The 25080-nt window shown below is 57.4% G+C and carries 21 protein-coding genes; 7 read left to right on the forward strand and 14 right to left on the reverse strand.

Annotation, left to right across the window (positions count from 1 at the left end):
- Positions 1 to 33: 33 nt before the first annotated feature.
- Together mpl and MNODULE_RS12735 are read right to left on the reverse strand one after the other, a co-directional pair.
- Positions 34 to 1437, reverse strand: coding sequence for a UDP-N-acetylmuramate:L-alanyl-gamma-D-glutamyl-meso-diaminopimelate ligase (mpl, locus tag MNODULE_RS12730; RefSeq protein WP_202882200.1), 1404 nt, complete (start codon positions 1435 to 1437; stop codon positions 34 to 36).
- A gap of 141 nt (positions 1438 to 1578) precedes the next feature.
- Positions 1579 to 1956 carry a response regulator transcription factor gene (locus MNODULE_RS12735; protein WP_168060352.1) on the reverse strand — a complete coding sequence of 126 codons (378 nt, stop codon included), beginning with the start codon at positions 1954 to 1956 and terminating at the stop codon, positions 1579 to 1581.
- Positions 1957 to 2600: 644 nt separating this feature from the next.
- Between MNODULE_RS12735 and MNODULE_RS12740 the strand changes: the two genes are divergently transcribed.
- Genes MNODULE_RS12740 through MNODULE_RS12755 form a run of 4 tightly spaced genes read left to right on the forward strand, consistent with a single transcriptional unit; the run spans position 2601 to position 5692 of the window.
- On the forward strand, positions 2601 to 3308 hold the full coding sequence (locus tag MNODULE_RS12740) for an ion transporter (RefSeq protein WP_422666757.1): 708 nt from the start codon (positions 2601 to 2603) through the stop codon (positions 3306 to 3308).
- A gap of 27 nt (positions 3309 to 3335) precedes the next feature.
- Positions 3336 to 3848, forward strand: a complete 513-nt coding sequence (locus tag MNODULE_RS12745; protein WP_168060356.1) for a hypothetical protein — start codon at positions 3336 to 3338, stop codon at positions 3846 to 3848.
- 34 nt (positions 3849 to 3882) lie between these two features.
- A complete protein-coding gene (locus MNODULE_RS12750) occupies positions 3883 to 4332 on the forward strand; it encodes a DUF421 domain-containing protein (RefSeq protein WP_168060358.1) in 450 nt (149 codons plus the stop codon).
- A gap of 22 nt (positions 4333 to 4354) precedes the next feature.
- Complete coding sequence (locus tag MNODULE_RS12755; RefSeq protein ID WP_168060360.1) at positions 4355 to 5692, forward strand: DUF2254 domain-containing protein; 1338 nt, start codon at positions 4355 to 4357, stop codon at positions 5690 to 5692.
- Between the two features lie 24 nt (positions 5693 to 5716).
- On the opposite strand, the gene MNODULE_RS12760 is transcribed toward MNODULE_RS12755, so the two are convergent.
- Positions 5717 to 8191, reverse strand: coding sequence for an FG-GAP-like repeat-containing protein (locus MNODULE_RS12760; RefSeq protein WP_168060362.1), 2475 nt, complete (start codon positions 8189 to 8191; stop codon positions 5717 to 5719).
- 198 nt (positions 8192 to 8389) lie between these two features.
- Here MNODULE_RS12760 and lysS point away from each other — a divergent pair, with 198 nt between their 5' ends.
- From lysS to MNODULE_RS12775, 3 genes are all read left to right on the forward strand, one after another.
- Complete coding sequence (gene lysS / locus MNODULE_RS12765) at positions 8390 to 9880, forward strand: lysine--tRNA ligase (protein WP_168060364.1); 1491 nt, start codon at positions 8390 to 8392, stop codon at positions 9878 to 9880.
- Between the two features lie 91 nt (positions 9881 to 9971).
- Positions 9972 to 11273, forward strand: coding sequence for a lipoprotein-releasing ABC transporter permease subunit (locus tag MNODULE_RS12770; RefSeq protein ID WP_168061160.1), 1302 nt, complete (start codon positions 9972 to 9974; stop codon positions 11271 to 11273).
- Positions 11274 to 11371: 98 nt separating this feature from the next.
- A complete protein-coding gene (locus tag MNODULE_RS12775; protein ID WP_168060366.1) occupies positions 11372 to 12040 on the forward strand; it encodes an ABC transporter ATP-binding protein in 669 nt (222 codons plus the stop codon).
- A gap of 15 nt (positions 12041 to 12055) precedes the next feature.
- Here MNODULE_RS12775 and MNODULE_RS12780 read toward each other — a convergent pair whose 3' ends face one another.
- The 11 genes from MNODULE_RS12780 to trpE all read right to left on the reverse strand — a co-directional run bounded on the left by MNODULE_RS12780 (position 12056) and on the right by trpE (position 25007).
- Positions 12056 to 14881, reverse strand: coding sequence for a PAS domain-containing hybrid sensor histidine kinase/response regulator (locus MNODULE_RS12780; protein WP_168060369.1), 2826 nt, complete (start codon positions 14879 to 14881; stop codon positions 12056 to 12058).
- Between the two features lie 194 nt (positions 14882 to 15075).
- Positions 15076 to 16140: a PorV/PorQ family protein gene (locus MNODULE_RS12785; RefSeq protein ID WP_168060371.1), complete on the reverse strand. Its 1065-nt coding sequence runs from the start codon at positions 16138 to 16140 to the stop codon at positions 15076 to 15078.
- A gap of 26 nt (positions 16141 to 16166) precedes the next feature.
- The gene (locus MNODULE_RS12790; protein ID WP_168060373.1) at positions 16167 to 16925 is read right to left on the reverse strand and encodes a hypothetical protein; all 759 of its coding nucleotides are present in this window, start codon (positions 16923 to 16925) and stop codon (positions 16167 to 16169) included.
- Positions 16926 to 17097: 172 nt separating this feature from the next.
- Positions 17098 to 17895 carry a tryptophan synthase subunit alpha gene (trpA, locus tag MNODULE_RS12795; protein WP_168060375.1) on the reverse strand — a complete coding sequence of 266 codons (798 nt, stop codon included), beginning with the start codon at positions 17893 to 17895 and terminating at the stop codon, positions 17098 to 17100.
- Entirely contained in the window at positions 17892 to 19151 is a 1260-nt protein-coding gene (locus MNODULE_RS12800; protein ID WP_168060377.1) for a GAF and HD-GYP domain-containing protein, read from the reverse strand. The genes trpA and MNODULE_RS12800 overlap by 4 nt, the downstream gene beginning before the upstream one ends.
- A 14-nt stretch (positions 19152 to 19165) precedes the next feature.
- Positions 19166 to 20374 (reverse strand): tryptophan synthase subunit beta, encoded by a 1209-nt coding sequence (gene trpB, locus MNODULE_RS12805; RefSeq protein WP_168060379.1) that lies wholly within the window; start codon positions 20372 to 20374, stop codon positions 19166 to 19168.
- A complete protein-coding gene (locus MNODULE_RS12810) occupies positions 20358 to 21020 on the reverse strand; it encodes a phosphoribosylanthranilate isomerase (RefSeq protein ID WP_272953278.1) in 663 nt (220 codons plus the stop codon). The genes trpB and MNODULE_RS12810 overlap by 17 nt, the downstream gene beginning before the upstream one ends.
- Positions 21021 to 21029: 9 nt before the next feature.
- Entirely contained in the window at positions 21030 to 21857 is an 828-nt protein-coding gene (gene trpC, locus MNODULE_RS12815) for an indole-3-glycerol phosphate synthase TrpC (protein ID WP_202882202.1), read from the reverse strand.
- An 11-nt stretch (positions 21858 to 21868) separates the two neighbouring features.
- The gene (gene trpD / locus MNODULE_RS12820; RefSeq protein ID WP_168060383.1) at positions 21869 to 22879 is read right to left on the reverse strand and encodes an anthranilate phosphoribosyltransferase; all 1011 of its coding nucleotides are present in this window, start codon (positions 22877 to 22879) and stop codon (positions 21869 to 21871) included.
- A gap of 9 nt (positions 22880 to 22888) precedes the next feature.
- A complete protein-coding gene (locus MNODULE_RS12825) occupies positions 22889 to 23473 on the reverse strand; it encodes an anthranilate synthase component II (protein WP_168060386.1) in 585 nt (194 codons plus the stop codon).
- A 55-nt stretch (positions 23474 to 23528) separates the two neighbouring features.
- Positions 23529 to 25007 (reverse strand): anthranilate synthase component I, encoded by a 1479-nt coding sequence (gene trpE, locus MNODULE_RS12830; RefSeq protein ID WP_168060390.1) that lies wholly within the window; start codon positions 25005 to 25007, stop codon positions 23529 to 23531.
- Positions 25008 to 25080 lie beyond the last annotated feature (73 nt).

Raw genomic sequence — 25080 nt, forward strand, 5'->3', positions numbered from 1 at the left:
GCACCTCTCATTCGGGCGTGATGAATCACGCCCCTACGAAGACAATCCGGAAATCAATTTTTGGTGAATCCCGCCGAAACCGCCGCTCGACATTACGCAGACGACATCTCCCGGCGCCAGCTCCTTCACCATTTCGGAGACGATCCGGTCGGGGGTCGATAAAAACCGGGCGTTCTTTCCGAGCGCGACCAGATCGGAGATGATCTTTTCGGGATGAAGCCGATCCTCCGCCGGAATCTTCTCCGGGGCGAAGATGTCTGCCAAGATAATCCGGTCGGCCGGGGCAAGGGCGGCGACAAACTCTTTCTGAAAGACATTCCGCCGGCTGGTGGCGGAGCGCGGCTCGAAGACGGCCCAGAGCCGTCGGGTCGGATACCGGAGCCGGAGGGCCATGAGGGTCTCGGAGATGGCGGTCGGATGATGGGCGAAGTCGTCGATGATCAAAATATCGCGAACCTCCCCCACGATCTCCTGGCGCCGCTTGATCCCCTCGAATCGCAGCACCCCTTCCGCGATTTTTTCCCAAGGAACGCCGACCTCGTGCGCCAACGCGATCACTGCCAATGTATTTTTCAGGTTATGCCGGCCGGCCAAGGGGCTTCGAATCGTCCCCATTTTTTTTCGGCGGCGGAAAACGTCGAACGAAAGGAGTTCCCCGGTCATATGGATCTGCTCCGCCTGCCAATCGGCCTCTTCATCGATCCCGTAGGTCTCGATCCGGCAGCCGGCCCCTTTGATGACCTCCCCGATCGCGGGATCTCCCGCGGCCGTCACCAGCAATCCCTCCGCGGGGAGAAGCGCCACGAACTTTCGGAAAGATTGTTTGATCGCCGTCAGATCGGCATAGATGTCGCCGTGGTCGAACTCGATACTGGTCAGGATGGCATGATGAGGCTGATAATGAAGGAACTTGGGTCCTTTGTCGAAGAAGGCGGTATCGTATTCGTCTCCTTCAACGACGAAGTAATTCCCCTTTCCCAAGCGGTGATTGCTGTTGAAGTTCTTCACCCAGCCGCCGATCATCATTCCCGGATCGAGCCCTGCCGAGGTCAATACCCAGGCGAGAAGAGAAGAGGTGGTCGTCTTTCCGTGTGTCCCGGCCACCACCAGCGACGCTTTTCCCTTGAGGAAAAACTCCCCCAGCGCCGCCGGCATGGAGAAATAGGGCAATCCCCGCTCCAGGGTGGCGACCACCTCCGGATTGGTTTTGCCGACGGCGTTTCCGATGATCACCAGGTCGGTATTCGGTTCGATGTGGGCCGGGTCATACCCGATCTTACAGGGGATTCCGGCTTCTTCAAGAAGGGTGCTCATGGGGGGGTAGATCTGTGTGTCGGAGCCGGTGACGGCGTGCCCCGCCTTTTTGAGAAGTCCGGCCAAGGCGGCCATCCCCGTCCCGCAGATGGCGATGATATGAATCCGTTTTGATTCCGGCAAAGAGGTCCCTCATTCCATCGGAATGAAGGGAGTGTATCAGGCTATTTCAGTTTTATCAAGCCGGTAAGTCATTACCAAGGAAGAAGTGGAGATGATCTCGGAAAAATGGGAAGGGATCAAAGATTCAGGTCAGAGTCTCTTCTAACTCAGACCCTCTTGAAGATGGTGGCGGACTTTCTGGAGAACTTCGCCGGGGTTGATCGGCTTTACGATATAATCTTTGGCCCCCAACTCCATTCCCCGCGCCTTGGAAACCGGATCGACTTTGGCGGAGATAATCAGCACCGGAATCTGGTTCATTCCGGGGTCGGCCCGCATCGCCTCCATGACCCCGAAACCATCCAGCTTCGGCATCATCAGATCCGAAAGGACCAGCGCCGGTCTTTCCTGTTGAACCTTCTCAACCGCCTCGACCCCGTCTCTCGCCGCCACGACGATATACCCCCCTCGTTTCAGTACGGCCGTCAAAATCTGGACCGTATCCTGATTATCGTCAACGACTAAAATCTTTTTTTGCAAGGATCTTCACCTCCTGGTAGCTACAAAGGGAATCGCTGGAACCTCCCTCCGCGGGCGGACCGACACTTTCCTACAGCATAGCCGATTGTGGCGCTCATGTGGATTCCTCTTCACCGCGTCCGCTCAACTTCTTTATTTAAATGTACGCCGTCTCTATACACCGCGCGGTACTTTATCAATCGGCCGATCGGAAGTCCATCCCGAAATGTAGATATCCATTCACCTATCTTCAAGTCGGACGACTAATGACGAATCATCTCGTCGGGCCCGTAGGAGGGATCGCTTGGATCCCAGGGGTATTGGAACACGCTGAACCGAGAATGGAAACAAGAGCAGAATCGAAGAAGAAACGGATGATGACGCAGACAGCGTTTATTGTATCACTACCTTTCCATGAAATACAAGGAAGGAGTCACGCGCAACTGCTCCACTCCAGGTAGAACTGGATCAGGATGGGTTGAGAGCCCAAACTCATCAATACCAATTGCGAGTAATTGTCTCTGGTTCAGCTACTGGCATAACTTTTGCTTTTTTTATGTTCGGAGAAATAGATGCTCAAGAAAGAATCAGAGGAAGATGAAAACGGCCTCCGCCAAGCACGTTGGGAGTTGCTCCGGCAGGTCGATTCACTGCTTGATCAGCCGATGGTCTTCCTGTCATTCGCCTGGATCGGCCTTCTGATCCTCGACCTGACGGGGCACAACGGCGTTGTGCGCACCCTGACTTATGCGATCTGGGGAATCTTTGTTTTAGATTTTTTAATCGAGATCCTCGTCGCACCGGACAAGGCGGTCTACCTTCGCCGCCATTGGTTGACCGTCTTCTCGTTGGCTCTCCCCGCGCTTCGCATTTTACGGGTCGCTCAAACCCTTCGATTTCTCCGGGTCACCGGTACGGTGCGGCCGGTCAATCTGGCCCGACTCATTACCTCGTTCAGCCGCGGCATGGGAGCGGTCCGGACCACTCTCGGCCGCCACGGCTTCGGGTACGTCCTGGCCCTAACGGTCCTGATCACCTTCGCCGGCGCAGCCGGCATGGTTTTTTTTGAAAACCCGGCTGCATTGCGTTCATCGGGATATGTCGAGGCGGCGGAGCAAGGTGCCGGGTTCCACAGCTACGCAGAGGCGCTCTGGTGGACCGCAATGATCATCACCACGATGGGTTCGGAATACTGGCCGAAAACCGCCGAGGGCCGGATTCTTTGCTGGCTCCTGGCAGTCTACGCTTTCGCGATTTTCGGCTACATCACCGCCACGATCGCAAGCTTTCTGATCGGGCGGCCTCCCCCCGATGAGCGGATGGAGCGGGAAGAAGAAGCGCCGAACATCGTCAGACCAGAGGAGACAAAATAATGAGAAACTCATTTTAAGGATGAAACGATGGCAACCATGAAACAGGTCGGAAATTTAGAAATCGATGAGGATCTCCCTTTTCAAGAGCGCTCCTGGAAAATCCAACGAATCGGCTGGATTCTCATGGCGCTCGCGGTGCTGGGAGCCCTCCTCGGGTTATTCGGTCCGGGGCCGCTCAGCAGCGCCGGCCAGGGCCGACAAGGGGGGCCCCTCCGGTTGGAGTACAAACGCTTCGAGCGCTTTCAGTCCCCGACGACGCTCCGCGTCCTTGTGGGGCCCGGCGCCGAAAAAGAGGGAGCGGTCCGCCTCTGGATCGATCTCGATTACTTGAAGGGGGTGCAGATTCGACGGATCACCCCGGAGCCGGATGAGACCCAAAGCGGCCCGGATCGTCTTACCTACCTCTTTCGGGTCGAGAAATCGGGGCCCCCAAAAGAAATTACATTTCACCTGGAGACCGAGCAGTTCGGACTGCTTCCGGGCCGGATCGGTCTTAACACGGGAGAGGAATTGGCTTTCCGCCAATGGATTTATCCATGAGTGCGCTCCCCCTTCATGAACCAAGGAGGTCTTTATGGACGCCGTTCTACGCGGCCTCGCCGTTTACATTTTTCTTTTAATCGTCTTTCGGATTGGCGGCAAACGTTCTGTTTCGGAGGTCACCACCTTCGACTTTGTCCTCATTCTGATCATTGCGGAGGCGGCCCAACAGGCCCTGCTCGGCCAGGACTACTCCATCACCAATGCCTTTCTGTTGATTATCACACTCCTGGGCGCCGACATCCTGATGTCTTTGGTCAAGCAACGGTCGCCGCGGGCGGAAAAGTGGCTCGATGGGGTTCCCCTGATCATTGTGGAAAACGGCCGCCCGCTCCACGATCGAATGGACAAAGCACGTGTCGATGAATCGGATATTTTAACGGCGGCCCGGGAGCGACTCGGGCTGGAGCGGATGGATCAGATCAAATATGCCGTGTTGGAGCGGAGCGGCGGGATTTCAATCATTCCGAAGCGGGCGGCATAACCGGCTCTCGAAAGGGTCAAAAATGAAAACAAAAGCGATTCAATTTTGGGACTGGCTTCGAACCAGCTTCTGGTTCGTCCCGACGCTCGCGACGATCCTGGCGATCGGTCTCTCCTTCATGATGACTCACCTTGACGGCCGAATCGGCGATGACTGGCCGCAAACGTGGTGGATCTATGGCGGCCAGCCGGAGGGGGGGCGCATCCTTCTCTCGACGATCGCCGGATCGATGATCACCGTCGCGGGGGTCGTCTTCTCGATCACGATCGTCGTTCTCTCCCTCGCCTCCTCGCAGTTCGGTCCCCGTTTGCTTCGCAACTTCATGCGCGACCCCGGAAACCAGATCGTCCTCGGGACTTTTGTCGGGACGTTCATCTACTGTCTTCTCGTCCTCCGGACGGTCACCGGAGACGGCGAGGAGGGGTTCGTCCCGCATCTCTCCATCACCTTCGGCATCGTCCTGGCGATCTTCAGTCTCGGCGTGTTGATCTACTTCATCCACCACATCTCGGCGTCGATTCAGGCCTCGACGATCATCTCCACCGTGGGGGAAGAGCTCGATGAGGCGATCGATGGGGTCTTTCCGGAGGAGCTCGGGGAAGAAACGCCGGAGAGCCGCCAACGCGGCAAAGCCGATATTCCGAAGGAATTCGAAGCGGAGGCGGTCTCGATCTGCGCGTCGGAGATCGGCTACCTTCAGGCAATCGACAACGAGAAGCTGATGCGCCTTGCCCGACAGAAGAATCTCCTTCTGCGGCTCGTACAGCGCCCGGGGGATTATATCAGCTGGGGTCACGTGCTGGTGCGGGCTTGGCCGAGGGAGCGGGTCGATGAGACGGTCTCCGGCCAAATCCACGCGGCCTTCATTCTCGGAAGGGAGCGGACACTGACGCAGGATGTGAAATTCGGCATCCAGCAGCTCGTCGAGACCGCTGTCCGCGCCGTCTCTCCCGGCATCAACGATCCGTTCACCGCCACCACCTGCATCGACCGCCTCGGGGCCTCGCTCTCCCGCCTGGCCGAGCGGACGATTCCTTCTCCCTACCGCTATGACGATGAAAACCATCTCCGGATCATCGCCGACCCGGTCACCTTCGTGGAGGTCGCCGAGGATGCCTTTGAGGATATCCGGCAGTATGGATCATCGAGTATAGCGGTCACGCTTCGGCTTCTGGAAAGTCTTGCCGTGATCGGAACACATATTCATCGAGAGGAAGACCGGGCGGCGCTTCTCCGGCATGCCGAGCAGGTTAAAACAGAAGCAAAAGAAAAGCTGACGATGTCTTGGTATCGAAGTGAGATCGACGCGCGGTACGCGGCGGTCTTGCGGGCGCTGACGCGCCAGAGAGAAGCGGCCTGACCGAAAGCGACCGCTTCGAGTCAATCACTGTCCCAAAAGAACTGAGACCGAGTTTCCGCTGCGATTTACCACGACGAGATCGAGTTTGGAGTTCGCATTCGGATCATCCGGGTCGTACGGATCATTCGGCGGATCATCATCAAAATAACCTGTGGCGGCGGCGACCGGATTTTTTCCTTCTCCGAGAATCTCCTCTCGGGAAGGCCCAAAGGTCCCATCTCCGACCCCCAGATAGATCGTAACTGATTCGGTATTGTCTTGGGTATTGCCCGTGGGATGGAAATTCGGAATGATCAGATCCGGTTTTCTATCCCGGTTAAAGTCCCCCACCGCAATCCCTTGGGGCTCCAATCCAACCGGGAAGCGGGTCGGCGCTGCAAAACCGCCGGCACCGTCATTCAAGAAGATCGAGACCGTTCCGCTCTCGCGATTCACCACTGCCAGATCGAGAATCCCATCTTCATTGAAGTCTTCCGATGCCAAGGCGACCGGCCGATGGAATGCGTCACTTCCGACCGAAAAAGAGGTCGGAGCCTCGAAACTCCCGGCCCCATCCCCCAACAGAAGAGAGATGGTATTAATCAGTTCATTCGTTACGACCAAGTCGAGGTGAGTGTCTCCATTAAAATCTCCTGAAGCGATTCCAGAGGGGCTGACACCCGCTGCGAAGAGCGTTTTTGAAGCGAATCCACCTACGCCGTCTCCAATGAGGATAACCACATTTCCAACCCCACTCATCACAGATGAAACGGCCACATCCGGATTTCCGTCTTCATTGAAATCGGCAACAAGCAGGTCAGAAGGAAAAGTCTTTCCGCTATCGGCCGGGTTCGTCCAGAGATCGATAGAGGCGGGGGTAAAAATCCCATTCCCATTATTCGAAAGGAGGGTCATTGTACCACTGGTGCCATTCGATACGACGAGATCGGCCGGGTTTAGGTTTCCATGGAATTTTCCAGCGGCAAGATGTTCTGGATTGTTTCCGACATCATATACAGGGATCGAGACAGTATCAAAACCAAAATTATCCTCATCCTCGGGATCGGCCCAATTTCCAATGCCAAACAGGATTGAGACTTTGTGGGTTCCAAAGTTAGTAGTAGCCAGATCCGATATTGAATCTCCATCAAAATCGGCGATCGCAACGTCGCTCGGACTTTCTTCTGGCTCCACAGAAAACTCGTTCGGTTCGCCGAGAAAGGGAAGGATAAAGCTCTGATCCGCCCCGTAGTTCGTTCCTCTGCTGTTCGTCGCCACGATGCGGTAGTGGTAGGGTCTGTTTGGCTCCAGAGCTTCTAGGCCGTCCGCGATCGGCACAAAAGTATTCCCACCCGGTGTGGTCTGCAGCGCCGTGCTGCTGCCGTAGGCCGTCGTCACCCCCCATTCAAAATAAACCGTCGTTTCTCCCGAGAATCCAAGCGGGTTCACCTCCCCATGTAAGATCGCCGAGCCGGTCTTTAACACCTCGCTCGGGGGCAAGGTCACCACCGCCGGGGGCGGGATCGGAATCGGCGTCGCCGAGGCTTCCTCGGACGGAAGGCTTTCCCCGTGGGCATTCTCCGCTGTCAGAATGTAATAGTAGAGGGTGTTGTTCGTGAGGGCGGTGTGGGTATAGCTGGTGCCGGAGAGATTGGGAATCTTCGTTCCGTTGTCCGGGGTGACCTCCGCCGTCGTGCTCCAGTAGACGTTGTAAAATTGCGCCCCGGCGGCGGCATTCCAGTTGAGGATCACCTCACTGTCCGCCGCGGAGGCGGTCAAGTTCGTCGGTTGCACCGGAACCGTCTCCGCCGCAAAAGGGGTCGCCGAAACCTCTGCCGATTCGGCACCCTGCCCGAGGTTGTTTTGGGCGGTGACGACGAAAAAGTAGGTCGTGCCGTTGGTCAGGTCGTCCTCGATATAGACAGTGGCGCCTCCCGGCACCTGGGTCCGATTTCCGCCGACAATGGTGTTCCAATTATCTCGGTTGATCCCGGAGACGGTCGCCCTGTAGAGGAAATAACTCGAGGCGCCGGTGACGGAGTTCCATTCCAGGGTGACCTGACCGTCCGCGGCGATCGCTCTTAATCCGGTGGGAGGAAGAGGAAGCGCGGTCGACGTCGGCGTGGCGGAGACCTCGGCCGATTCGGCGCTCTCCCCCGCCTCATTCACCGCCGTAACGACAAAATAATAGGGTGTCCCGTCGAGTAGATCGCTCTGCGTGAAAGGACCGGCGGCCGCGGGATTCCGCTTCCCGAAAGGGAGGGTCTCGTAATTCGTTTTCGTCACCCCGGGGCCGGCCGCCACGTAGACATTGTAAGAGGTCGCCCCGTCGACCGGGTCCCATCCGATGACAACCGCTCCGCTGAACGCAGTGACGGCGACCCCGGTCGGCGCGGCGGGAGGACGTCCCCCCCGATGCCGGCCCCCTCCCCGCCCGCAGGCGTGAAGAGACAAGGCGATGACGAGAAAAAAAATCCCTGCTCCCCGTAAGGAGAGAGGGCTTAACTTGATCCGGTTCATGGGTTTCCCACATGTTTCATACTCCATTTGAGTGTAACAGTCGATCCCCCTTTTGACAAGAAAACGGCCGTTCCGTCGTGCCATGTCTGATCCTTGACGTGTCCCGGCCAATCCTCTATAATGATTTGATTTTTGAAAGGATTCTCACTGCTCAGAGAGTCGTCCCAGCCCAATACGAATTGAGGAGTTTCATCCTAGATGGAAGAGACCAACGACCAGATTGTCCAGCGGATCAAGAAGCTGGAGAGCCTCCGCGCCGCCGGGATCGATCCGTACGGCGCCCGCTTCGAGGGGAAGACGCCGCTCGCCGAGATCGTCGAGAAGTATCACTCCTCCACCAAAGAGACCCTTGAGGCGCAGCCGGTTTCCTATAAGATCTCAGGGAGGATGGTCTCGCTTCGCCGTTTCGGCAAAGCCGCTTTTTCCCACCTGCAAGACGCCACCGGACGGCTTCAGGTCTATTTCAAGAAAGACCATCTGGGGGAGGCCGGTTACGATCTCTTCGAGAAGCTCGATATCGGCGACTACATTGGAGTCGAAGGTCCCCTTTTCCGGACGAAGACCGACGAATTGACCCTTCAAGCCGATCGCCTGACCCTTCTCTCCAAATCGCTCCGGCCCCTTCCGGAGAAGTGGCACGGGCTGACCGATGTCGAAACCCGCTACCGGATGCGATATGTCGATCTGATCGCCAACCCGGAAGTCCGAAAAGTGTTTGCCCTTCGCAGCATGATCATCGATTCGATTCGCCGCTTTCTGACACAGCATGATTTTCTGGAAGTAGAGACGCCGATGATGCACCCGATTCCCGGCGGGGCCGCGGCGCGCCCTTTCATTACGCATCACAATACGCTGGGAGTCGATCTCTACCTGAGGATCGCGCCGGAGCTTTATCTGAAGCGGCTGATCGTCGGCGGGTTCGAGCGGGTCTATGAGATCAACCGGAATTTCCGAAACGAGGGGATCTCGACGATCCACAACCCCGAATTCACCATGCTCGAATTCTACATGGCCTACGCCGATTACCGGGATCTAATGTCGTTCACCGAATCGCTCATCACCACGGTGGCGAAGGAGGTCTTGGGGACGCTGACGTTCGAATACCAGGGAAAACAGATCGACCTCACCCCCCCCTGGCGCCGGCTCGCCTACCTCGATGCGATCGCGGAGAAATACCGGGTGGCAGTGAGCGACCTCTCCGATCCAGAAAAGGTCGCCGAGCTGATGCAGCGGGCGGGGCTGCCGATGAAACCAGGGGCTTCGCTTGGGAAACAGTTGAACGATCTCTTCGAGATGACGGTCGAGCCGGCGCTGACGGGACCGATCTTCATCACCGACTACCCGACCGAGATCTCCCCGTTGGCAAAGCGAAAGCCGGACCAGCCGCATCTCACCGAACGGTTTGAGATGTATATCGCCTCGCGCGAGATCGCCAACGCCTTCTCCGAGTTGAACGACCCGCACGATCAACGGTCCCGCTTTGAATCGCAGGCGGCCCAGCGGGCGGCCGGCGATTTGGAAGCCCACGTCATGGATGAGGACTACCTTCGCGCCCTGGAGTACGGGATGCCCCCGACCGCGGGGGAAGGGATCGGGATCGACCGGCTGGTGATGTTGTTGACCAATCAGAGCTCGATTCGCGACGTGATCCTCTTTCCGCAATTAAGACCAGAGAGGAGTGAACGTTAGTCGTTATTCGTGAGTCGTTATTCGTAAATGATATTTGATTTTACGTTTAACGTTGAACGGATAGCGAATAACGTTACCTAATTAAATGTCTTTGCCTTATGAATTTTTCGTCGGCCTTCGCTACTTAAAGGCCAAACGGCGCCAAAAAAGCATCTCTCTGAATACCCTGATCTCGATCGGCGGGGTCATGGTCGGCGTGGCCGCACTGATCGCCACCCTCGCCGTCATGACCGGCTTCAAGGAAGACCTCCGCGATAAGATCCTCGGGACCAACTCCCACATCGTCATCACCGACCGGACCCGGGACGAGATTCCCGAATATCCCCGGCTGGTTGACGAGGCGAAGAAGGTTCCACACGTGGTCGCCGCCACCCCCTTTATCTTCAGACAGGTCCTCCTCTCATCCGACACCAATGTCTTCGGCGTGGTCCTGCGCGGAATTAACCCTGAAACCGAGGCGGAGGTCACCGAGATCGGGAAAAACATCATCGAAGGGCGGCTCGACTATCTGACGAATCCGCCTGATTCCTCCCTTCCTGAAGAAGAGATCGGCGAGACGGAAGGGGAGCCGGAGAAGATTCTTCCCGGCATCATCATCGGCAGGGAGCTGGCGGGGCGATTGGGGGCGTTTCTCGGAGATCGGATCAATATCGTCTCGCCGGTCGGCCAGGAGGGAGCGTCGATCGGCAAATCGCTCACCGGCCCGATGGGCTTTACGCCGAAGATCCGGAAATTCCGGGTGGTCGGCATTTTCGACTCCGGGATGTACGAATATGACTCCTCCCTCGCCTATATCTCGATCAAAGAGGCGCAGAACTTCTTCAACCTCTCCGACGCGGTCACCGGGATCGAGGTGAAGGTCGATGATATCTTCATCGCCGATCGTGTGGCGGATCAGATCGAGACCCATCTCGGTTTTCCGTACCAGGCGCGCGACTGGATGAAGCTTAACCGGAACCTCTTCTCGGCGCTCCAGCTTGAAAAGATGATGATGTTCATTATCCTCGTCTTGATCATTCTGGTCGCCTCCTTTAACATCGTCAGCACCCTCACGATGACGGTGGTTGAAAAGAGCCGGGAGATCGCCATTCTTAAAGCGATGGGGGCGACGCGGGAGTCGATCATGCGGATCTTCATGATGGAGGGGGTGATTATCGGTCTGGTCGGCGTGATCCTGGGGACCCCCTTGGGACTGGTCGTCTGTTGGATGCTTCAGAAGTTTTATACGCTGCCGGCCGACATCTACTACATCAGCCACCTGCCGGTGAAGATCAACGCGCTCGATGTCTTCGTTGTCTCATTGGCGGCGGTCCTCATCGGGTTTTTCGCCACCCTCTACCCCTCCTGGCAGGCCGCCAAACTCGATCCCGCCGAAGCGCTGAGGTACGAGTGAGCAAGGACACCGTTAAACGTTATTTGTTATTCGTGAATCGTGAAATTCGTTTTACGTTTAACGAATAACGACTCACGAATAACGTTTTTAGGTTCTATATGATTGAAGTGATCGACCTTTACAAATCGTTTCCGATCGCCGGCAAGGAGCTGGTCATCCTGAAAGGGGTAACGATCGGAATCCAAAAGGGAGAGTTGTTGGCGATCGTCGGCGCGTCGGGGGTCGGCAAGAGCACGCTGCTCCATCTCCTCGGCGCGCTCGACCGCCCGACCTCCGGGAAGGTCTTCTTTGAAGGGATCGACCTCTTCTCCCGGTCCGATCGGGAGCTGGCCGAATTCAGGAATCGAAAGATCGGCTATGTCTTTCAGTTTCATCATCTTCTTCCCGAATTCACGGCGCTCGAGAATGTCATGATGCCGGGATTGATCCAACGGATGGAGCGGCAGAAGATCGAAACAGCCGCTCGGGAAATGCTCGAAGCGGTCGGGTTGGGTCATCGGCTGACCCACCGGCCGGGGCAACTCTCCGGGGGGGAGCAGCAACGGGTCGCCATCGCACGGGCGCTGGTCCTGCAGCCGCAATTGATTCTGGCCGACGAACCGACCGGAAATCTCGACACCCACACGAGCGATGAGGTCTTCTCCCTGCTGAAAAAGCTCAACCGGGAAAGGGGAACCACCTTCGTCCTGGTGACGCATAACGAGAAGCTGTCGCTTCAGGCCGATCGGCTCATCAAAATGGTCGATGGGAAAATTGAAGGGGCGTAAAGGGAACGCGTCTGATCAGCGGGAATTCGCTTCGTCCGAGGAGCGGTCGGGGGCCCGATGCTCCTCCCTCGGAAGTCCGATCAGCCCCGCCACCACGGCGACCAATCCGGCCGGATCGACCGGCTTGGGAACATGTTTTTGAAAACCGGCCATGAGGGCCCGCCGTCGATCGGCCCTTCCTGCATAAGCGGTCAACGCCACCGCCGGAACGCTCCTCTCCCCGCGCTCGGCCTCTCGCGCCCGGACCTTCCGGATCAGGGAATAGCCATCCTCTCCCGGCATCTCAATATCACTCACCAAGAGATCGGGTTTTTTCCGCTTGAGCCTGTCGATCGCCTCTCGGGTCGATGAAACGGTGATCACCCGGGCGCCCGATCGTTGAAGAATCAGGGTGAGCAGTTCGCGGGCGTCGGCTTCATCGTCCACCAACAAAACTTCAACTCCCTCCAGCATCATCGCAGGGGTCGGCGGCATTGTCTCCTCCGAGCGTTTCATCTCCGGATCGGGTGATTCCTCGGAGAGCACTTTGAGCGGAAGGGTCACCGTGAAATTCGCTCCTTTTCCTTCGCCGGGACTCTCGGCTGAAACGGTCCCGCCGTGGAGTTCCACCAGATGGCGGACGATGGCCAAGCCGAGCCCCAACCCTCCGTAGAATCGGGTGCTCACTCTCTCGGCTTGCCGGAACCGATCAAAAACATAAGGGAGAAACTCGGGATGGATCCCGATTCCCGCGTCTTCTACTCGAATCTGGATTGCGGAGTCGATCCGACGGAGTTCGATCTCGACCCGGCCTCCGGTCGGGGTGAACTTGATGGCGTTCGACAGCAAATTCCAGACAACCTGCTGCAGGCGGTCCGGATCTCCCGAGATCGATTCGATTCTTTCATCGAAGGTTGAATCCAGCGTGATTCCTTTGGCGTTCGCCGCCGTTTGCACCGTCTCAATCGCCGCCTCGATCACCGGCTTCAACGCGATCGAGCGAACATCGAGCCGAAGCTTTCCGGCGATGATCCGGGAGACATCGAGAAGATCATCGATCAACTGCGCCTGGGCCTTGGCGTTCCGCTCGATCGTTTCATAGGCCGATGTCACCGTCTCCCGATCCAGATCTCCCATCTGGAGCAGTCGGGCCCATCCGTAGATGGCGTTCAGCGGGGTGCGCAGTTCATGGGAGACGGTCGCCAGGAACTCATCCTTGGCACGGTTGGCCGCCTCCGCCTCCCGCCGCGCCTGCTGCTCGCGCGCGAGCAGGCCGACCCGCTCCTCCTCCGCCCGGCGCCGCTCGGTGACATCGCTGGCCAGAATGAGCAGCGCCTTTCTCCCCTTGAATACGATCGGACTGCGCGTGATCTCCACCTCGATGATCGTCCCGTCTTTCTTGCGATGCCGCCACACCCCGGCGGAGCGAAGGCCTAAAGCCACCTCCTTGGGAACATCCGCGTGTTTTTGGGCCAGCTTCGGGATATCCTCCGGCGGACGGATCTCTTTGACCGTCATCGACAGAAACTCCTCACGGGAGTAGCCGTAATGCCGGACCGCCGCTTCGTTCACCTCCAGAAAGGCCATGCTTTCGATTTCATAAACCCACATCGGCTGCGGGTTGGTCTCGAAGAGAAGGCGATACTGCGTTTCACTCTCCTGAAGTTTCTGTTCGATCCCCTTGCGTCCCGTGATATCGACGACGGAGGCAAGCCAGCCGGTAAGGGCGCCATGGTTGTCCCGGACCGGAACGGGGGTCAGCACAACATCGAATCGCGTTTCGTTTCGGCGCCGGAAGCGCAGTTCAAAACCGCCCGGGGGGACCTTCCCGGCCATCGTGGCCTCGAACGCCTGGCTGATCCGATCGATCTCTTCCGGCGGCCAGTAGAGATAGGGCGGGTCCGCTCCGACCAGCTCCGATTCGCTCCACCCCACCATGTCGCAGAAGGCGCGATTGACATAGGTTTTACGCCCGTTCGGATCGACCATGGTGATCCCGGCCGGGATGGCATCTTCAATTGCCCGCCGGAAGGCAAATTCATTTTGAAGCGTCTCCTCAGCCCCCTTTCGCGCGGTGACATCCATACAGAGACCGACGAAACGCTCCGCCCCCCCGTTCGGATCGTAGAAGACGCGGCCGCGGGCCTCTACCCACGCTGTTTCCCCGTTCGGCTTGATGATCCGATATTCTACGCCGTAGTCGGTCTTTTTTTCTTGGATGGTCTGTTGAACCCGATTTAAAACCCGGTTCAAATCGTCTGGGTGAATATCCCGTTTGAAATCTTCAAAGGTGCCGCCGAATGTCCCCGGCGCCAGGCCATGAATCTTTTCGAGATTAGGAGACCAGGCGACCTTTCCGCTCCGGATATCGAACTCGAAGACCCCCATTCTGCCGGCTTCGAGCGCGATCTTGAGAAGCTCCTCGCTCTTATGCCACGCCTTCTCCGTCCGTTGCTGCGCCGTGATATCTTGAACCAGAGAGAAGTATCCTTTCACTTTTCCATCGGCCCAATGCGGGGAGTAAGTCGCCCGGATATACCGCTCCCCGCCCTCCCGATAGGGAACTTTACCGTCAAAAACGACACGCTCCCCTGAGAACACTTTCTCGATATAAGGAAGCAGGGCGGCATAAGCCCCTTCACCCAGGATCTCTTTGACATGCCGTCCATCGAGATCGGAGGGTTTCTGGCCGAACCACTCTTCGTACACCCTATTATTAAATCGATAGCAATGCCCCGCATCGACATAGGCGATGAGGACCGGCATGGAATCGGTGATTAAGCGGAGCTTCTCGATCTCCTCGGCCGCCCTTGCCCCTTCCAATCCGTCTTCGCCTGCGGGCCTGGTATCTTTTTTCTGCATATTTTCTTTCATGTCGTTAACAAAAGGATCGGCAAATAGATATATGATTTTAAAGGAATCGAGGGAAAAAATGCAACCCTACGACTGGATCGGAAATCGTCTAAGCGGACCCGATCGGAAAGCAGGCAAGAGCATGAAGCTTGAACAAAAAAGGGAGCGACCGAAAGGTCGCTCCCTTTTGAGAAGATCAAGCGTTAGAACCCAAGACTCAGTTGAGCAACATAACGTCGATCGGAGCGCTGCCCGGAGATGGCCCCGAGCTCTTCCGCATAGGTGGCGGCCGAAATGGAGAGAATCCAGAAGTCGACACTGGCGCCGGCCGTCAGGTAACCGCCGTTGACCCCGGCCCGGACGGCCAAGATCATCGGGAAGCGGAACTCGGCGCCGAGATGAAGCCGTTTGTAGAGGTCGTCGTCTGCTTCGACCTGCTTGGTCAAATCGTCGAGTTCGATGGCGAAGGTCGTCTTCAGAATCCAGAAATCAGGATTGATCGACGCGCCGATGTTCACCTGCTGAGGGATGATTCCGAGCTCTTCAAAGTCGAGATCGGTAATGTTCTGAACGACGAGAGCAACGCTCGGCTTGAGGGAATTCTTGAAATTGATCTTCGTCCCGATATCAAGGGCGAAGTCGGATTTCTTCACAGACTCATCGAGTGGATCGAAGTCGGTGCCGGCAATGTCTGCAGCGTCATAGACCGTGTCCACCCCTTCCCGTTGAACATACTTCCCTGTGACGCCGATCTGGAGCATCCCATCAAAAAACCCGAGCGCCCCGGACGCAAGAACCCCGGCGTCGAGCAGGACCCTCGTAGGCACCTCAGGATTGGCCCGATTACGGATTTCCATATCGACTGTGGCCTGGCCAAGCGCTCCAATGGCAAAATTATGCATGTAAAAATTGGGCAGAACCGCCAAGCGTACATGTTGATGCTCTCCGACCATCCCGCTGAGGAACTCCGCTACCGCCGCCTCGCTGTCGGTGTCCAGATCGCTTAAGTCCTGATAAAGCGAGTTGCTGTTCTCAGAGAACTCCACAACCGGATTGAGAAGATCGACCCCCCCGAATCCGCTCACATCATTTAAACCAGCCGGGTTGTAGAACATCGCGTTTTCATCATCGGAAAGGGTAATGAAGGCTCCCCCCATCCCAAGCGGCCGAATTCCTCGATAGAGACTTGGAAACTCTTCGGCGGCCGCTACCCCTATTCCCAAGAACCCTCCGACCAAGATCCCCAGTATGATTCCTTTATTAACCATGGCGCTCTCTCCCAGTGTCCAAGTCATTAGATGGTATTCAGGAAACTCTCAACCGCCGTTGAATCCGCTCCCGCCAACTGCTCCTGAATCTCACGAATGTGGCCGCTGATGTTTTCATTCCCAATACCGGCCTCGTCCAGCCCGGTATCCATATTATTCACATCTCGTAGCACTCGGCTGATGAGCGAGACCCCTTCAATGACACTTAAGTCGAGTTCCGCCGCGGTCGGAATGCTGACCGGTCTTCCATCCGCTCCATATCCTCCCGTCTCACTGCCAAGCAGGACGACTAAATCAACGACGGTCGCCACCGCAAGTTGCAGTCCCTGACCGGGCGTTCGGGCCGAAAGGGAGAGAAGTAGAAGGACGGCTTTATTCATGTCGCCAACATCCACAGAATCAGGATCCGAAAAATGGGTTGAGAAGAGGGTATAGCTGCTTCCGGGTGCAACCGGCCGATCGGCCGCCTCTTGGATGAGATCGAAAACGTCCAGCCCCGCGCGACCTGAAAAGGCCGAAGCGTAGAGACTGACGACTTCCGGATCACAACTCGGGGCCGAATAATCTGTCCCGCAAAGGTCGGCAAGAATTTCCACCGCATCTGCAAACTCTCCCTCGTCGAGCGCGATCCGCGCCTTCTCCAGCTGGGCCTCGTCGCTTCCATCATCGGCCATGCTTTCGAAAACGCTCTTTCCCCCGCAGCCCTGTCCCTCCGCGCCGCCGAGAAACAAACCGGTGCTGAGAAGAAACCCGATCCAGACAACCGTCCTTAAATTAAACCGCATGGTCCTCTCCTCTTTAATCATTCCTTATTTGAATATATTTTTAAGGGATTACAAATGACAGGGTGGTCCGAAACACGTTTACAAAGGTAACAGGAAATCGAGGTTTGTCAAGGAAAGGAGGAATACCGGTTGGACCTGAAACCGGCATAATGTTATCTACTATATAGAGAGGTCAGGAGCGGATCGCGGCTTTCAATGAGGAGACGAGTCCCGAGAGCCGGGAGAGATACGCGGGGTCGTTCTGGGCGGTTTCGATGATCTTGACCAAGGCGCTGCCGACGATGATCCCATCGGCCGCTTGTCCCATTTCTTTCGCCTCTTCCGGGGTCGAGATGCCGAAGCCGACGGCGACCGGGCGGTCGGTCATCGACTTCAACTTCAGTATCCGAGCGCGGATCGACTCCTTCTCAGTGAGAGCGGCGCCGGTGATACCGGTGAGGGAGACGTAATAAACAAACCCGCCGCTGTCTTTGACGATCCGCTCCGCCCGCTCGGCCGGCGTGGTCGGCGCCACCAGGAAAATCAAATCGATCAGGTGGCGCTTCGCGAGAGACAAGAATTCCTTCGCCTCTTCACGAGGAAGGTCGGGAACGATCAAACCGTCGACGCCGGCTCCTTTCGCCTCTTTGAAGAAAGCGGCAAGGCCGAAGGCATAGATCGGATTGGAATAGGTCATCAAAATCAGCGGGATTTTCGTCTGCCGGCGAAGCAGGGTGACCAGATCCAAAACGCCACGCAGCGTCACCCCCTGCCGCAGCGCCCGCTCCGATGCTTTCTGGATGGTGGGACCGTCGGCAACCGGGTCGGAAAAGGGGACCCCTAGTTCAATCAGGTCGGCTCCCGCTTTTTCCATCTCCAAAACGATTTGCGCCGTTTCGGAAAGGGTCGGATCGCCGGCCATCACGTAGGCGATCAGCGCCTTTTCGCCTCGGGCCGTTATATTTTTAATCGTAGACTCGATCCGGCTCATCGGGGGCTCTTTTCTTCTGAAGGAGGGGTGGAAGGACCGGCGATCGTCCGCCGATTTCGATGGAGGATCGGCTCGATCTCTCCGTTCTCGAAGGCCGCGATAAAGGTATCAACGACCTTCGGATCGAATTGCGTTCCGGCATGTCGCCGCAGCTCTTGGAGGGCAATCTCCGAATGAAGCCCTTTTCGGTAGGGACGGTCGGAGGTGATCGCATCGAACGTATCGCTGACCGAGATAATCCGGGCCATGACCGGAATCCCCCCTCCCTTCAACGCATCGGGATACCCCTTTCCATCATACTTCTCATGATGGTGGCGGATGCCGGGGACAATCGCGCGGAGCGGCCGGATATTTTCGACGATCTTCGCCCCGATCACGGTGTGATTCTCCATCATCCGGGCCTCCTCCGGCTCGAGACGGCTCGGTTTTCCTAGAATCCGATCTTCAATCCCGATCTTCCCGATGTCATGAAGCGCCGCCGCGAGTTTCAACTGATCCAACTCTTCCGGGGAAAGTCCCAGCCGTTTTCCGACGACCATGCTGTATTCCAATACCCGCTTCGTGTGGCCGCCGGTGTAGGCATCTTTCGCCTCGATGGCGTCCCCGAGCGCCGCGGCCGTGCTCAAAAAGGTCTCTTTCAACTCTTTGTACAAACCGGCATTTTCAATGGCGATGGCGACCTGGTCGGCCAACGATTTGAATCCCTCCAGATCGATCTCGGTAAATTTTCCCCGCTTTTTGTTGATCGCTTGGAGGACGCCGACAATCTTCTCGCGAATCTTCACCGGAACGCAGATCATATTGCGGGTCACGAAACCGCTCTTCTCATCCGCGCTCTTGAAGAAACGGGGGTTCGCCCGGGTATCGTTCACAATTTGCGGCTCCCCCGTTTGCGCGACCCAGCCGGCGATCCCCTCCCCCGGCTGTAGGCGGATCTCGCGGACCTTTTCCCCCTTCTCTCCGAGGGCCACTTCGAAAAAAAGCTCCTCCGTTTCGGGGTCGATCAACAATAAAGATCCGACCTCCGACCGCATCAAGCGGGTCGCCGATTCCATGGCGCGCCTACGAACCTCCCGATCGTCGAGTGTGGAGTTCAGAAGCCGGCCGATCTCCTCCATTGTCTCCAGGATCTCGAGCCGCGCTTTTTGGGCGGCGATCTTATTTTTTAAGCCGATCTCTGCGTGCACCTGAACCACGGGCTTTTTGCGCTTTTTTCCTCCGCCCCCCTTCGCTCTCTTTTTCGTCGTTGCAGGCATGATCCCTCCCCGCTTTACTTCCTCTCCCCGATCATGGACGCGAATGCTTCCATTTGGGAGAGTTGATTCACATCTTTATCACCCCGTCCGGAGAGGTTGACGATGATCAACTGATCTTTGCCCAATGTCGGCGCAAGCTTCACCAGGTGGGCGATCGCGTGGGCCGACTCGAGCGCCGGCAAAATCCCCTCGGTCTCCGCAAGGAGCTTAAAGGCCGCCAGCGCCTCGTCATCGGTCACATAAGTATAATCGATCCGCTTCATATCCCGGTAGTAGCTATGCTCCGGGCCGACCGCCGCGTAGTCCAAACCGGCCGAAACCGAATGGGTCGTCTGGATCTGTCCGCTCGGATCTTGGAGCAGGTAGGTCATCGTCCCATGGAGAACGCCGACCGAGCCGGACGCAAACCTCGCCGCGTGCTGCCCGGGGGCGATGCCGCGTCCTCCCGCCTCGACGCCGACCATTCGAACCGATTTATCCGAGAGAAACGGGTAAAAAAGACCGATGGCATTGCTCCCCCCGCCGACGCAGGCGATCAGGGCGTCGGGAAGCCGTCCCTCCGCCCGCAAGATCTGCTGGCGCGCCTCCTGCCCGATGACCGACTGGAAGTCGCGGATCATCATCGGGAAGGGATGCGGCCCCAGGACCGAGCCGAGGATGTAGTGGGTCGTTCGGATATGCGTGGTCCAATCGCGTAGCGCTTCGTTGATTGCATCCTTCAGGGTCCGGCTTCCGGCGTCGACGCCGGTCACCTTCGCCCCCAGGAGACGCATCCGGATGACGTTCAGCGCCTGCCGCTCCATATCCTCGGTCCCCATATAGACCTCGCAGGCCAGTCCCGCGCGCGCCGCCACCGTCGCCACCGCCACCCCATGCTGCCCGGCGCCGGTCTCGGCGATGACCCGCTTCTTCCCCATTTTCTGTGTCAGGAGGATCTGGCCCATCGTATTGTTGATCTTATGAGCCCCGGTATGGCAGAGGTCTTCCCGTTTCAGATAGACTTTGGCGCCGCCGAGCCGCTCCGAGAGACGCCGCGCAAAATAGAGCGGGGTCGGCCGGCCGACGTAATTCTTCAGCGCATCGGCCAGCGCTTTCTTAAACGTCGGGTCGCGGCGGACGGCCTGATACGCGGCTTCCAACTCCTCGAGCGCCGGCATCAACGTTTCGGGAACATACCTCCCGCCGTAGGGACCGAACCGCCCTTTTTTATTCGGTAACAGCATACTTCTCCCCCGCCCGCTTCGCCGCTTCGATAAATCGTTTCATCTTCACGTGATCTTTCTTTCTCCTACCCCCGACCCCCGACCCCCGGCCCCCTGTCTCGATCTCCACCCCGCTGCTCACATCGACACCGTAGGGACGGACCGTCGCAATCGCCGCCTCGACATTTTCCGGCGTCAGACCGCCGGCAAGGAGAACCCTTCCGAGTCGTGCTGCCTTCGCCGCAATCTTCCAATCAAATGTAGCGCCACTTCCGCCGAGTTGTTGATCGTGGTACGTGTCGAGCAGAACGGCGCGTGCGGGAGGGGACGATATCTCATCGAGACTCCCCTCATCCCGGACGCGGATCACCTTGATCGCCCGCGATGCAAACGGCCGGATCGTCTCGGGTGAAAAAGAACCATGAAATTGAATCAGGTCGAGTCCGCACTCTTCAACCGCCCGCCTGAAATCTTTCTCCTCCCCGGAGGTAAAGACACCGACAGTGGTTACGAAGACCGGCAAGGAGGAGATAATTTTTCGGACCGTCTCCGGCGGGGTGAATCGCGGACTCTCCGGGGCGAAGATGAATCCGATCGCATCGGCCCCATACTCCGCCGCCATCATCGCATCTTCCAGATTGGTAATCCCGCAGATCTTGACCTTCAGGCCGGCCCCCTATCTTCCCAACAATTCCTTCATTTTGTCCGCCATCTTCTCAGCTGCCATGAACGTTTCTCCGATCAGCATCGCCTCGACCCCGGCATCGTAGAGCCGCTCCACCTCTTTTCGAGAGTGAATCCCGCTCTCGCTGATCACAATCCGATCCTTCCGAACCGAGGATGGGATCTTGTGGAGAAGGCGGAAGGTCGTTTCCAGATCGGTCTTGAAGGTGCGCAGATCCCGATTGTTGATCCCGATGGCCGGCGCCCAATCGACCACCTGCTCCAGTTCCTTCTCATCATGAATTTCCACAAGGGTATCGAGCGAGAGTTCCCGCGCCAGATGGAAATAGTCGATCGCCTGTTGGCGTTCCAACAAGGCGGCGATCAGGAGGAGCGCGTCGGCTCCCCAGGCGCGCGCTTCATACACTTGAAATTCATCGAGGATGAAATCTTTTTTCAGCAAGGGAAGCGCGATCGCCGACCGCACTTCCTTTAGATAAGAAGGCTTGCCGAGGAAAAAGTGCTCTTCCGTCAAGACGGAAACGGCGGCGGCCCCTTCTCCCTCGTAGATCCGGGCGATCTCCACCGGCTGGAACTTTTCCCGAATGATCCCTTTCGAAGGAGAGGCCTTCTTGATCTCGGCGATCAGCCGGGGAGCCCCCTCTTGGCGTTCTCGAAGCGCCTTCTGAAATCGACGGGTCGGCTCCGCATCGGCAATCCGCGACCGGAGCTCTTGAAGCGCGCTCCGCCCCTTTCGGCGCTGAACCGACTCGCGTTTGACTTTAAGAATGTCGTCTAGGAAAGTCATAGAATAAGTGAGGGGTGAAGTGTAAGGAGCCAACTACTTACTCCTTACTTATTGGTCATCTCCTTCAAGGCTTCCAGCTTGCCCATCGCCCTTCCGGAGTCGATCGATTCCTCCGCCAGATGGACCCCCTCCTGGAGTGTCTTTGCCTTTCCGACGGCGACGAGCGCCGGGGCGGCATTCATCAAAACCACATCCCGCTTCGGCCCCTTCTCCCCTTTGAGGATATCGAGGAGGATGGCTGCATTGACCTCGGCGTTGCCTCCGGCGAGATCCTTCAGCGTCCCAGCCGGAAGCTGAAAGTCTTTCGGCTCCAGCGGATAGGTCAGAACACGGCCCCCCTTTCCCTCGGAGATACGGCTCTTACTGGTGATGGTAATCTCATCCAGACCGTCGGAGCCGTGGACAACGAAGCAGTGGCGCGATCCGAGATTGAGGAGCACCTGCGCCATCAGCTCGGTGTAGATGGAGGAGAAGACCCCAAGGACCTGGACGGTCGCCCCGGCCGGATTAGTCAGCGGTCCCAAGATGTTAAAGATGGTCCGGATGCCGGTCTCCTGCCGGGGGGCGACGGCATGTTTCATGGCGCCGTGAAAGAGCGGGGCAAAGAGAAAGCCGATGCCGATATCGTTGATGCATGCCTCGACCCGCTCGGGGGGAAGATCGATTTGAATTCCCAGCGTCTTTAAGACGTCGGCGCTTCCGCAGGAGCTGGAGACCGATCGATTGCCATGTTTGGCGACGGTGACCCCGCAGCCGGCCACGACGAAGGCGACGGTCGTCGAGATGTTGAACGTGTGAAGCCGATCTCCGCCGGTTCCGCAGGTATCGACCACCATCGGATCGCTGACCCGGACGCGAACCGCTTTCTCCCGCATCACCTTGGCCGATCCGGTGATCTCGGCGACCGATTCCCCTTTCATTCGGAGGGCGGTGATGTAGGAGGCGATCTGTGCCGGCGTCGCCTTTCCTTCCATGATCTCCCGCATGACCTGCTCCGCTTCTTCCTCTTTCAGGTCAATCCTTTCGACCACTTTGGCAATCGCTTCTTTAATCATGCTTCTCCCTTATCCTCTTACCGGAGCCGCGGCGCTCTCCAAAAAATTTTTCAATAGATCCTTCCCAACCTTGGTGAGAATCGATTCCGGGTGGAATTGGACCCCTTCAATCGGAAACGTTTTATGCCGAACCCCCATGATCTCTCCTTCTTTGGTCCAGGCGGTGATCTCCAGGACCTCCGGCATGCTCTCCCGGCGGATGATGAGGGAGTGATAACGTGTCGCCTCGAACGGATTCGGAAGGCCGCGGTAAACGCCCCGGCCGTCATGCTCGATCATGGAGGTCTTTCCATGCATCAACCGCGGGGCGCGGATGATCTCACCCCCGAACGCCTCGCCGATCGCCTGATGGCCGAGGCAGACGCCGAGGATCGGAATCTGCGAGCCGAACTTCCGGATCAGATCGACCGAGATCCCCGCCTCTTTCGGCGTGCAAGGCCCGGGAGAGATGACGATCTTCGACGGCTGCATTTTTTCAATCTCTTGGAGCGTGATCCGGTCGTTTCGATGGACCGCCATCTCCGCCCCCAGTTCCCCCAGGTACTGGACCAGGTTGTAGGTGAATGAATCGTAATTGTCTAGAATCAAAAGCATCGTTATCCGTTATTCGTTAATCGTAAATAAGTTCGAGCCACACGTTTAACGTTGTTCACTCGAGTCCCTGCTCCGCCATCTGAATGGCGGTCAGCATCGCTTTGGCTTTGTTGACCGTCTCCTCATACTCCCGGTCGGGGTCGGAGTCGGCGACGATCCCGGCCGCCGCCTGAACGGTCGCCTGGTTGCCGTTGATAATAATCGTTCGAATCGTAATGCAGGTATCCATGTTTCCCTGAAAGCTGAAGTAGCCGACCGCCCCGGCATAGAGGCCGCGGCCATCCGGTTCGAGCTCGTCGATAATCTCCATCGCCCGGATCTTCGGCGCCCCGGTGACCGTCCCGGCGGGAAAGGATGCTTGCAGAAGATCGAAGGCGTCTTTCCCCTCGGTCAATTGACCGACGACGTTCGAGACGATATGCATGACGTGGGAATACCGTTCGATCACCATCATTTCATCAACCTTGACGGTGCCATGATCGCAGACCCGGCCGAGATCGTTCCGGCCGAGGTCGATCAGCATCACATGCTCCGCCCGCTCTTTCGGATCGGCCAAAAGCTCCTTTTCCATCGCCTGATCTTCCTGGGAAGATCTTCCCCGAGGGCGGGTCCCGGCGATGGGGCGGGTTTCGGCCTGTCTTCCTTCCAACCGGACCAGCACCTCCGGAGAAGTCCCGACCAGGTGAAGCTGACCGAATTTCAGAAAAAACATATAGGGCGAAGGGTTGATGCTCCGCAGCGCGCGGTAAACCATAAAGGGATCGCTGGAAATCGGCGTTGAGAAGCGCTGCGAGATCTGCACCTGGAAGATATCCCCCGCCTTGATGTACTCCTTGGCGGCGAGGACCGCTTTCTTGAACTCCTCCCGTGTAAAATTCGATTTCGGGGCGGTCGCCTTTCTCCCCTTCGATGGGGACGCCGTATCCTGGTTCAACGGGCGTCGAAGGCGCGCAATCAGCGCATCAATTTTCTCGACCGCCTTCTGATAGGTTTCTTTCAGATTTCCGTCCTCGATCAATGCATTCGAGACGACCTTGATTCGATGTTTGACATTGTCGAAGATGAGAAGGGTGTCGGTGAGGAGGAAAAAGAGGTCCGGATTCGGCCGGTCGGCCGTTTTAAATTCGACCGGCTCGAAAAAACGGACCATATCGTAACCGATATAGCCGACCGCCCCGCCGAAAAAGCGGGGGAGCCCCTCCACCTCCACCGGCTTATATTCTGAGAGAAGCTTTTCCAATACAAACAACGGATTGCCATCGGCGGCGATCTGCGTCGCCTTTCCATCCCGGATCACTTCGACCCGATCGCCTTTGGCTTGGATGAGGGTGGCGGGATCGACCCCAAGGAAGGAATATCTCCCCCATTTCTCTCCCCCTTCGACGCTTTCCAGAAGATAGGCGTAATCCGACGTCGCAATCTTTAAGAAGGCGGAAACGGGTGTTTCTGTGTCGGCCAGGATCTCTCGGTAAACCGGGATGAGATTACCTTCTTTGGACTTCTGGCAGAAAAGATCAAACGATGGGGTTATCATGGAGCGTCCACAAAATTGGTGCTCCACGCTACCATAGAAGGCAGAGAAAAGTCAATGAATTGGCTTGATTTTC

The sequence above is a fragment of the Candidatus Manganitrophus noduliformans genome (assembly GCF_012184425.1).
Classification (GTDB): domain Bacteria; phylum Nitrospirota; class Nitrospiria; order SBBL01; family Manganitrophaceae; genus Manganitrophus; species Manganitrophus noduliformans.

Coding starts and splice junctions, on each gene's coding strand:
- MNODULE_RS12740 (WP_422666757.1), top strand. CDS start 2,601: ATGGTCTTCCTGTCATTCGCCTGGATCGGCCTTCTGATCCTCGACCTG.
- MNODULE_RS12745 (WP_168060356.1), top strand. CDS start 3,336: ATGGCAACCATGAAACAGGTCGGAAATTTAGAAATCGATGAGGATCTC.
- MNODULE_RS12750 (WP_168060358.1), top strand. CDS start 3,883: ATGGACGCCGTTCTACGCGGCCTCGCCGTTTACATTTTTCTTTTAATC.
- MNODULE_RS12755 (WP_168060360.1), top strand. CDS start 4,355: ATGAAAACAAAAGCGATTCAATTTTGGGACTGGCTTCGAACCAGCTTC.
- MNODULE_RS12760 (WP_168060362.1), bottom strand. CDS start 8,191: ATGAACCGGATCAAGTTAAGCCCTCTCTCCTTACGGGGAGCAGGGATT.
- lysS (WP_168060364.1), top strand. CDS start 8,390: ATGGAAGAGACCAACGACCAGATTGTCCAGCGGATCAAGAAGCTGGAG.
- MNODULE_RS12775 (WP_168060366.1), top strand. CDS start 11,372: ATGATTGAAGTGATCGACCTTTACAAATCGTTTCCGATCGCCGGCAAG.
- MNODULE_RS12780 (WP_168060369.1), bottom strand. CDS start 14,881: ATGCAGAAAAAAGATACCAGGCCCGCAGGCGAAGACGGATTGGAAGGG.
- MNODULE_RS12785 (WP_168060371.1), bottom strand. CDS start 16,140: ATGGTTAATAAAGGAATCATACTGGGGATCTTGGTCGGAGGGTTCTTG.
- MNODULE_RS12790 (WP_168060373.1), bottom strand. CDS start 16,925: ATGCGGTTTAATTTAAGGACGGTTGTCTGGATCGGGTTTCTTCTCAGC.
- trpA (WP_168060375.1), bottom strand. CDS start 17,895: ATGAGCCGGATCGAGTCTACGATTAAAAATATAACGGCCCGAGGCGAA.
- MNODULE_RS12800 (WP_168060377.1), bottom strand. CDS start 19,151: ATGCCTGCAACGACGAAAAAGAGAGCGAAGGGGGGCGGAGGAAAAAAG.
- trpB (WP_168060379.1), bottom strand. CDS start 20,374: ATGCTGTTACCGAATAAAAAAGGGCGGTTCGGTCCCTACGGCGGGAGG.
- trpD (WP_168060383.1), bottom strand. CDS start 22,879: ATGATTAAAGAAGCGATTGCCAAAGTGGTCGAAAGGATTGACCTGAAA.
- MNODULE_RS12825 (WP_168060386.1), bottom strand. CDS start 23,473: ATGCTTTTGATTCTAGACAATTACGATTCATTCACCTACAACCTGGTC.
- trpE (WP_168060390.1), bottom strand. CDS start 25,007: ATGATAACCCCATCGTTTGATCTTTTCTGCCAGAAGTCCAAAGAAGGT.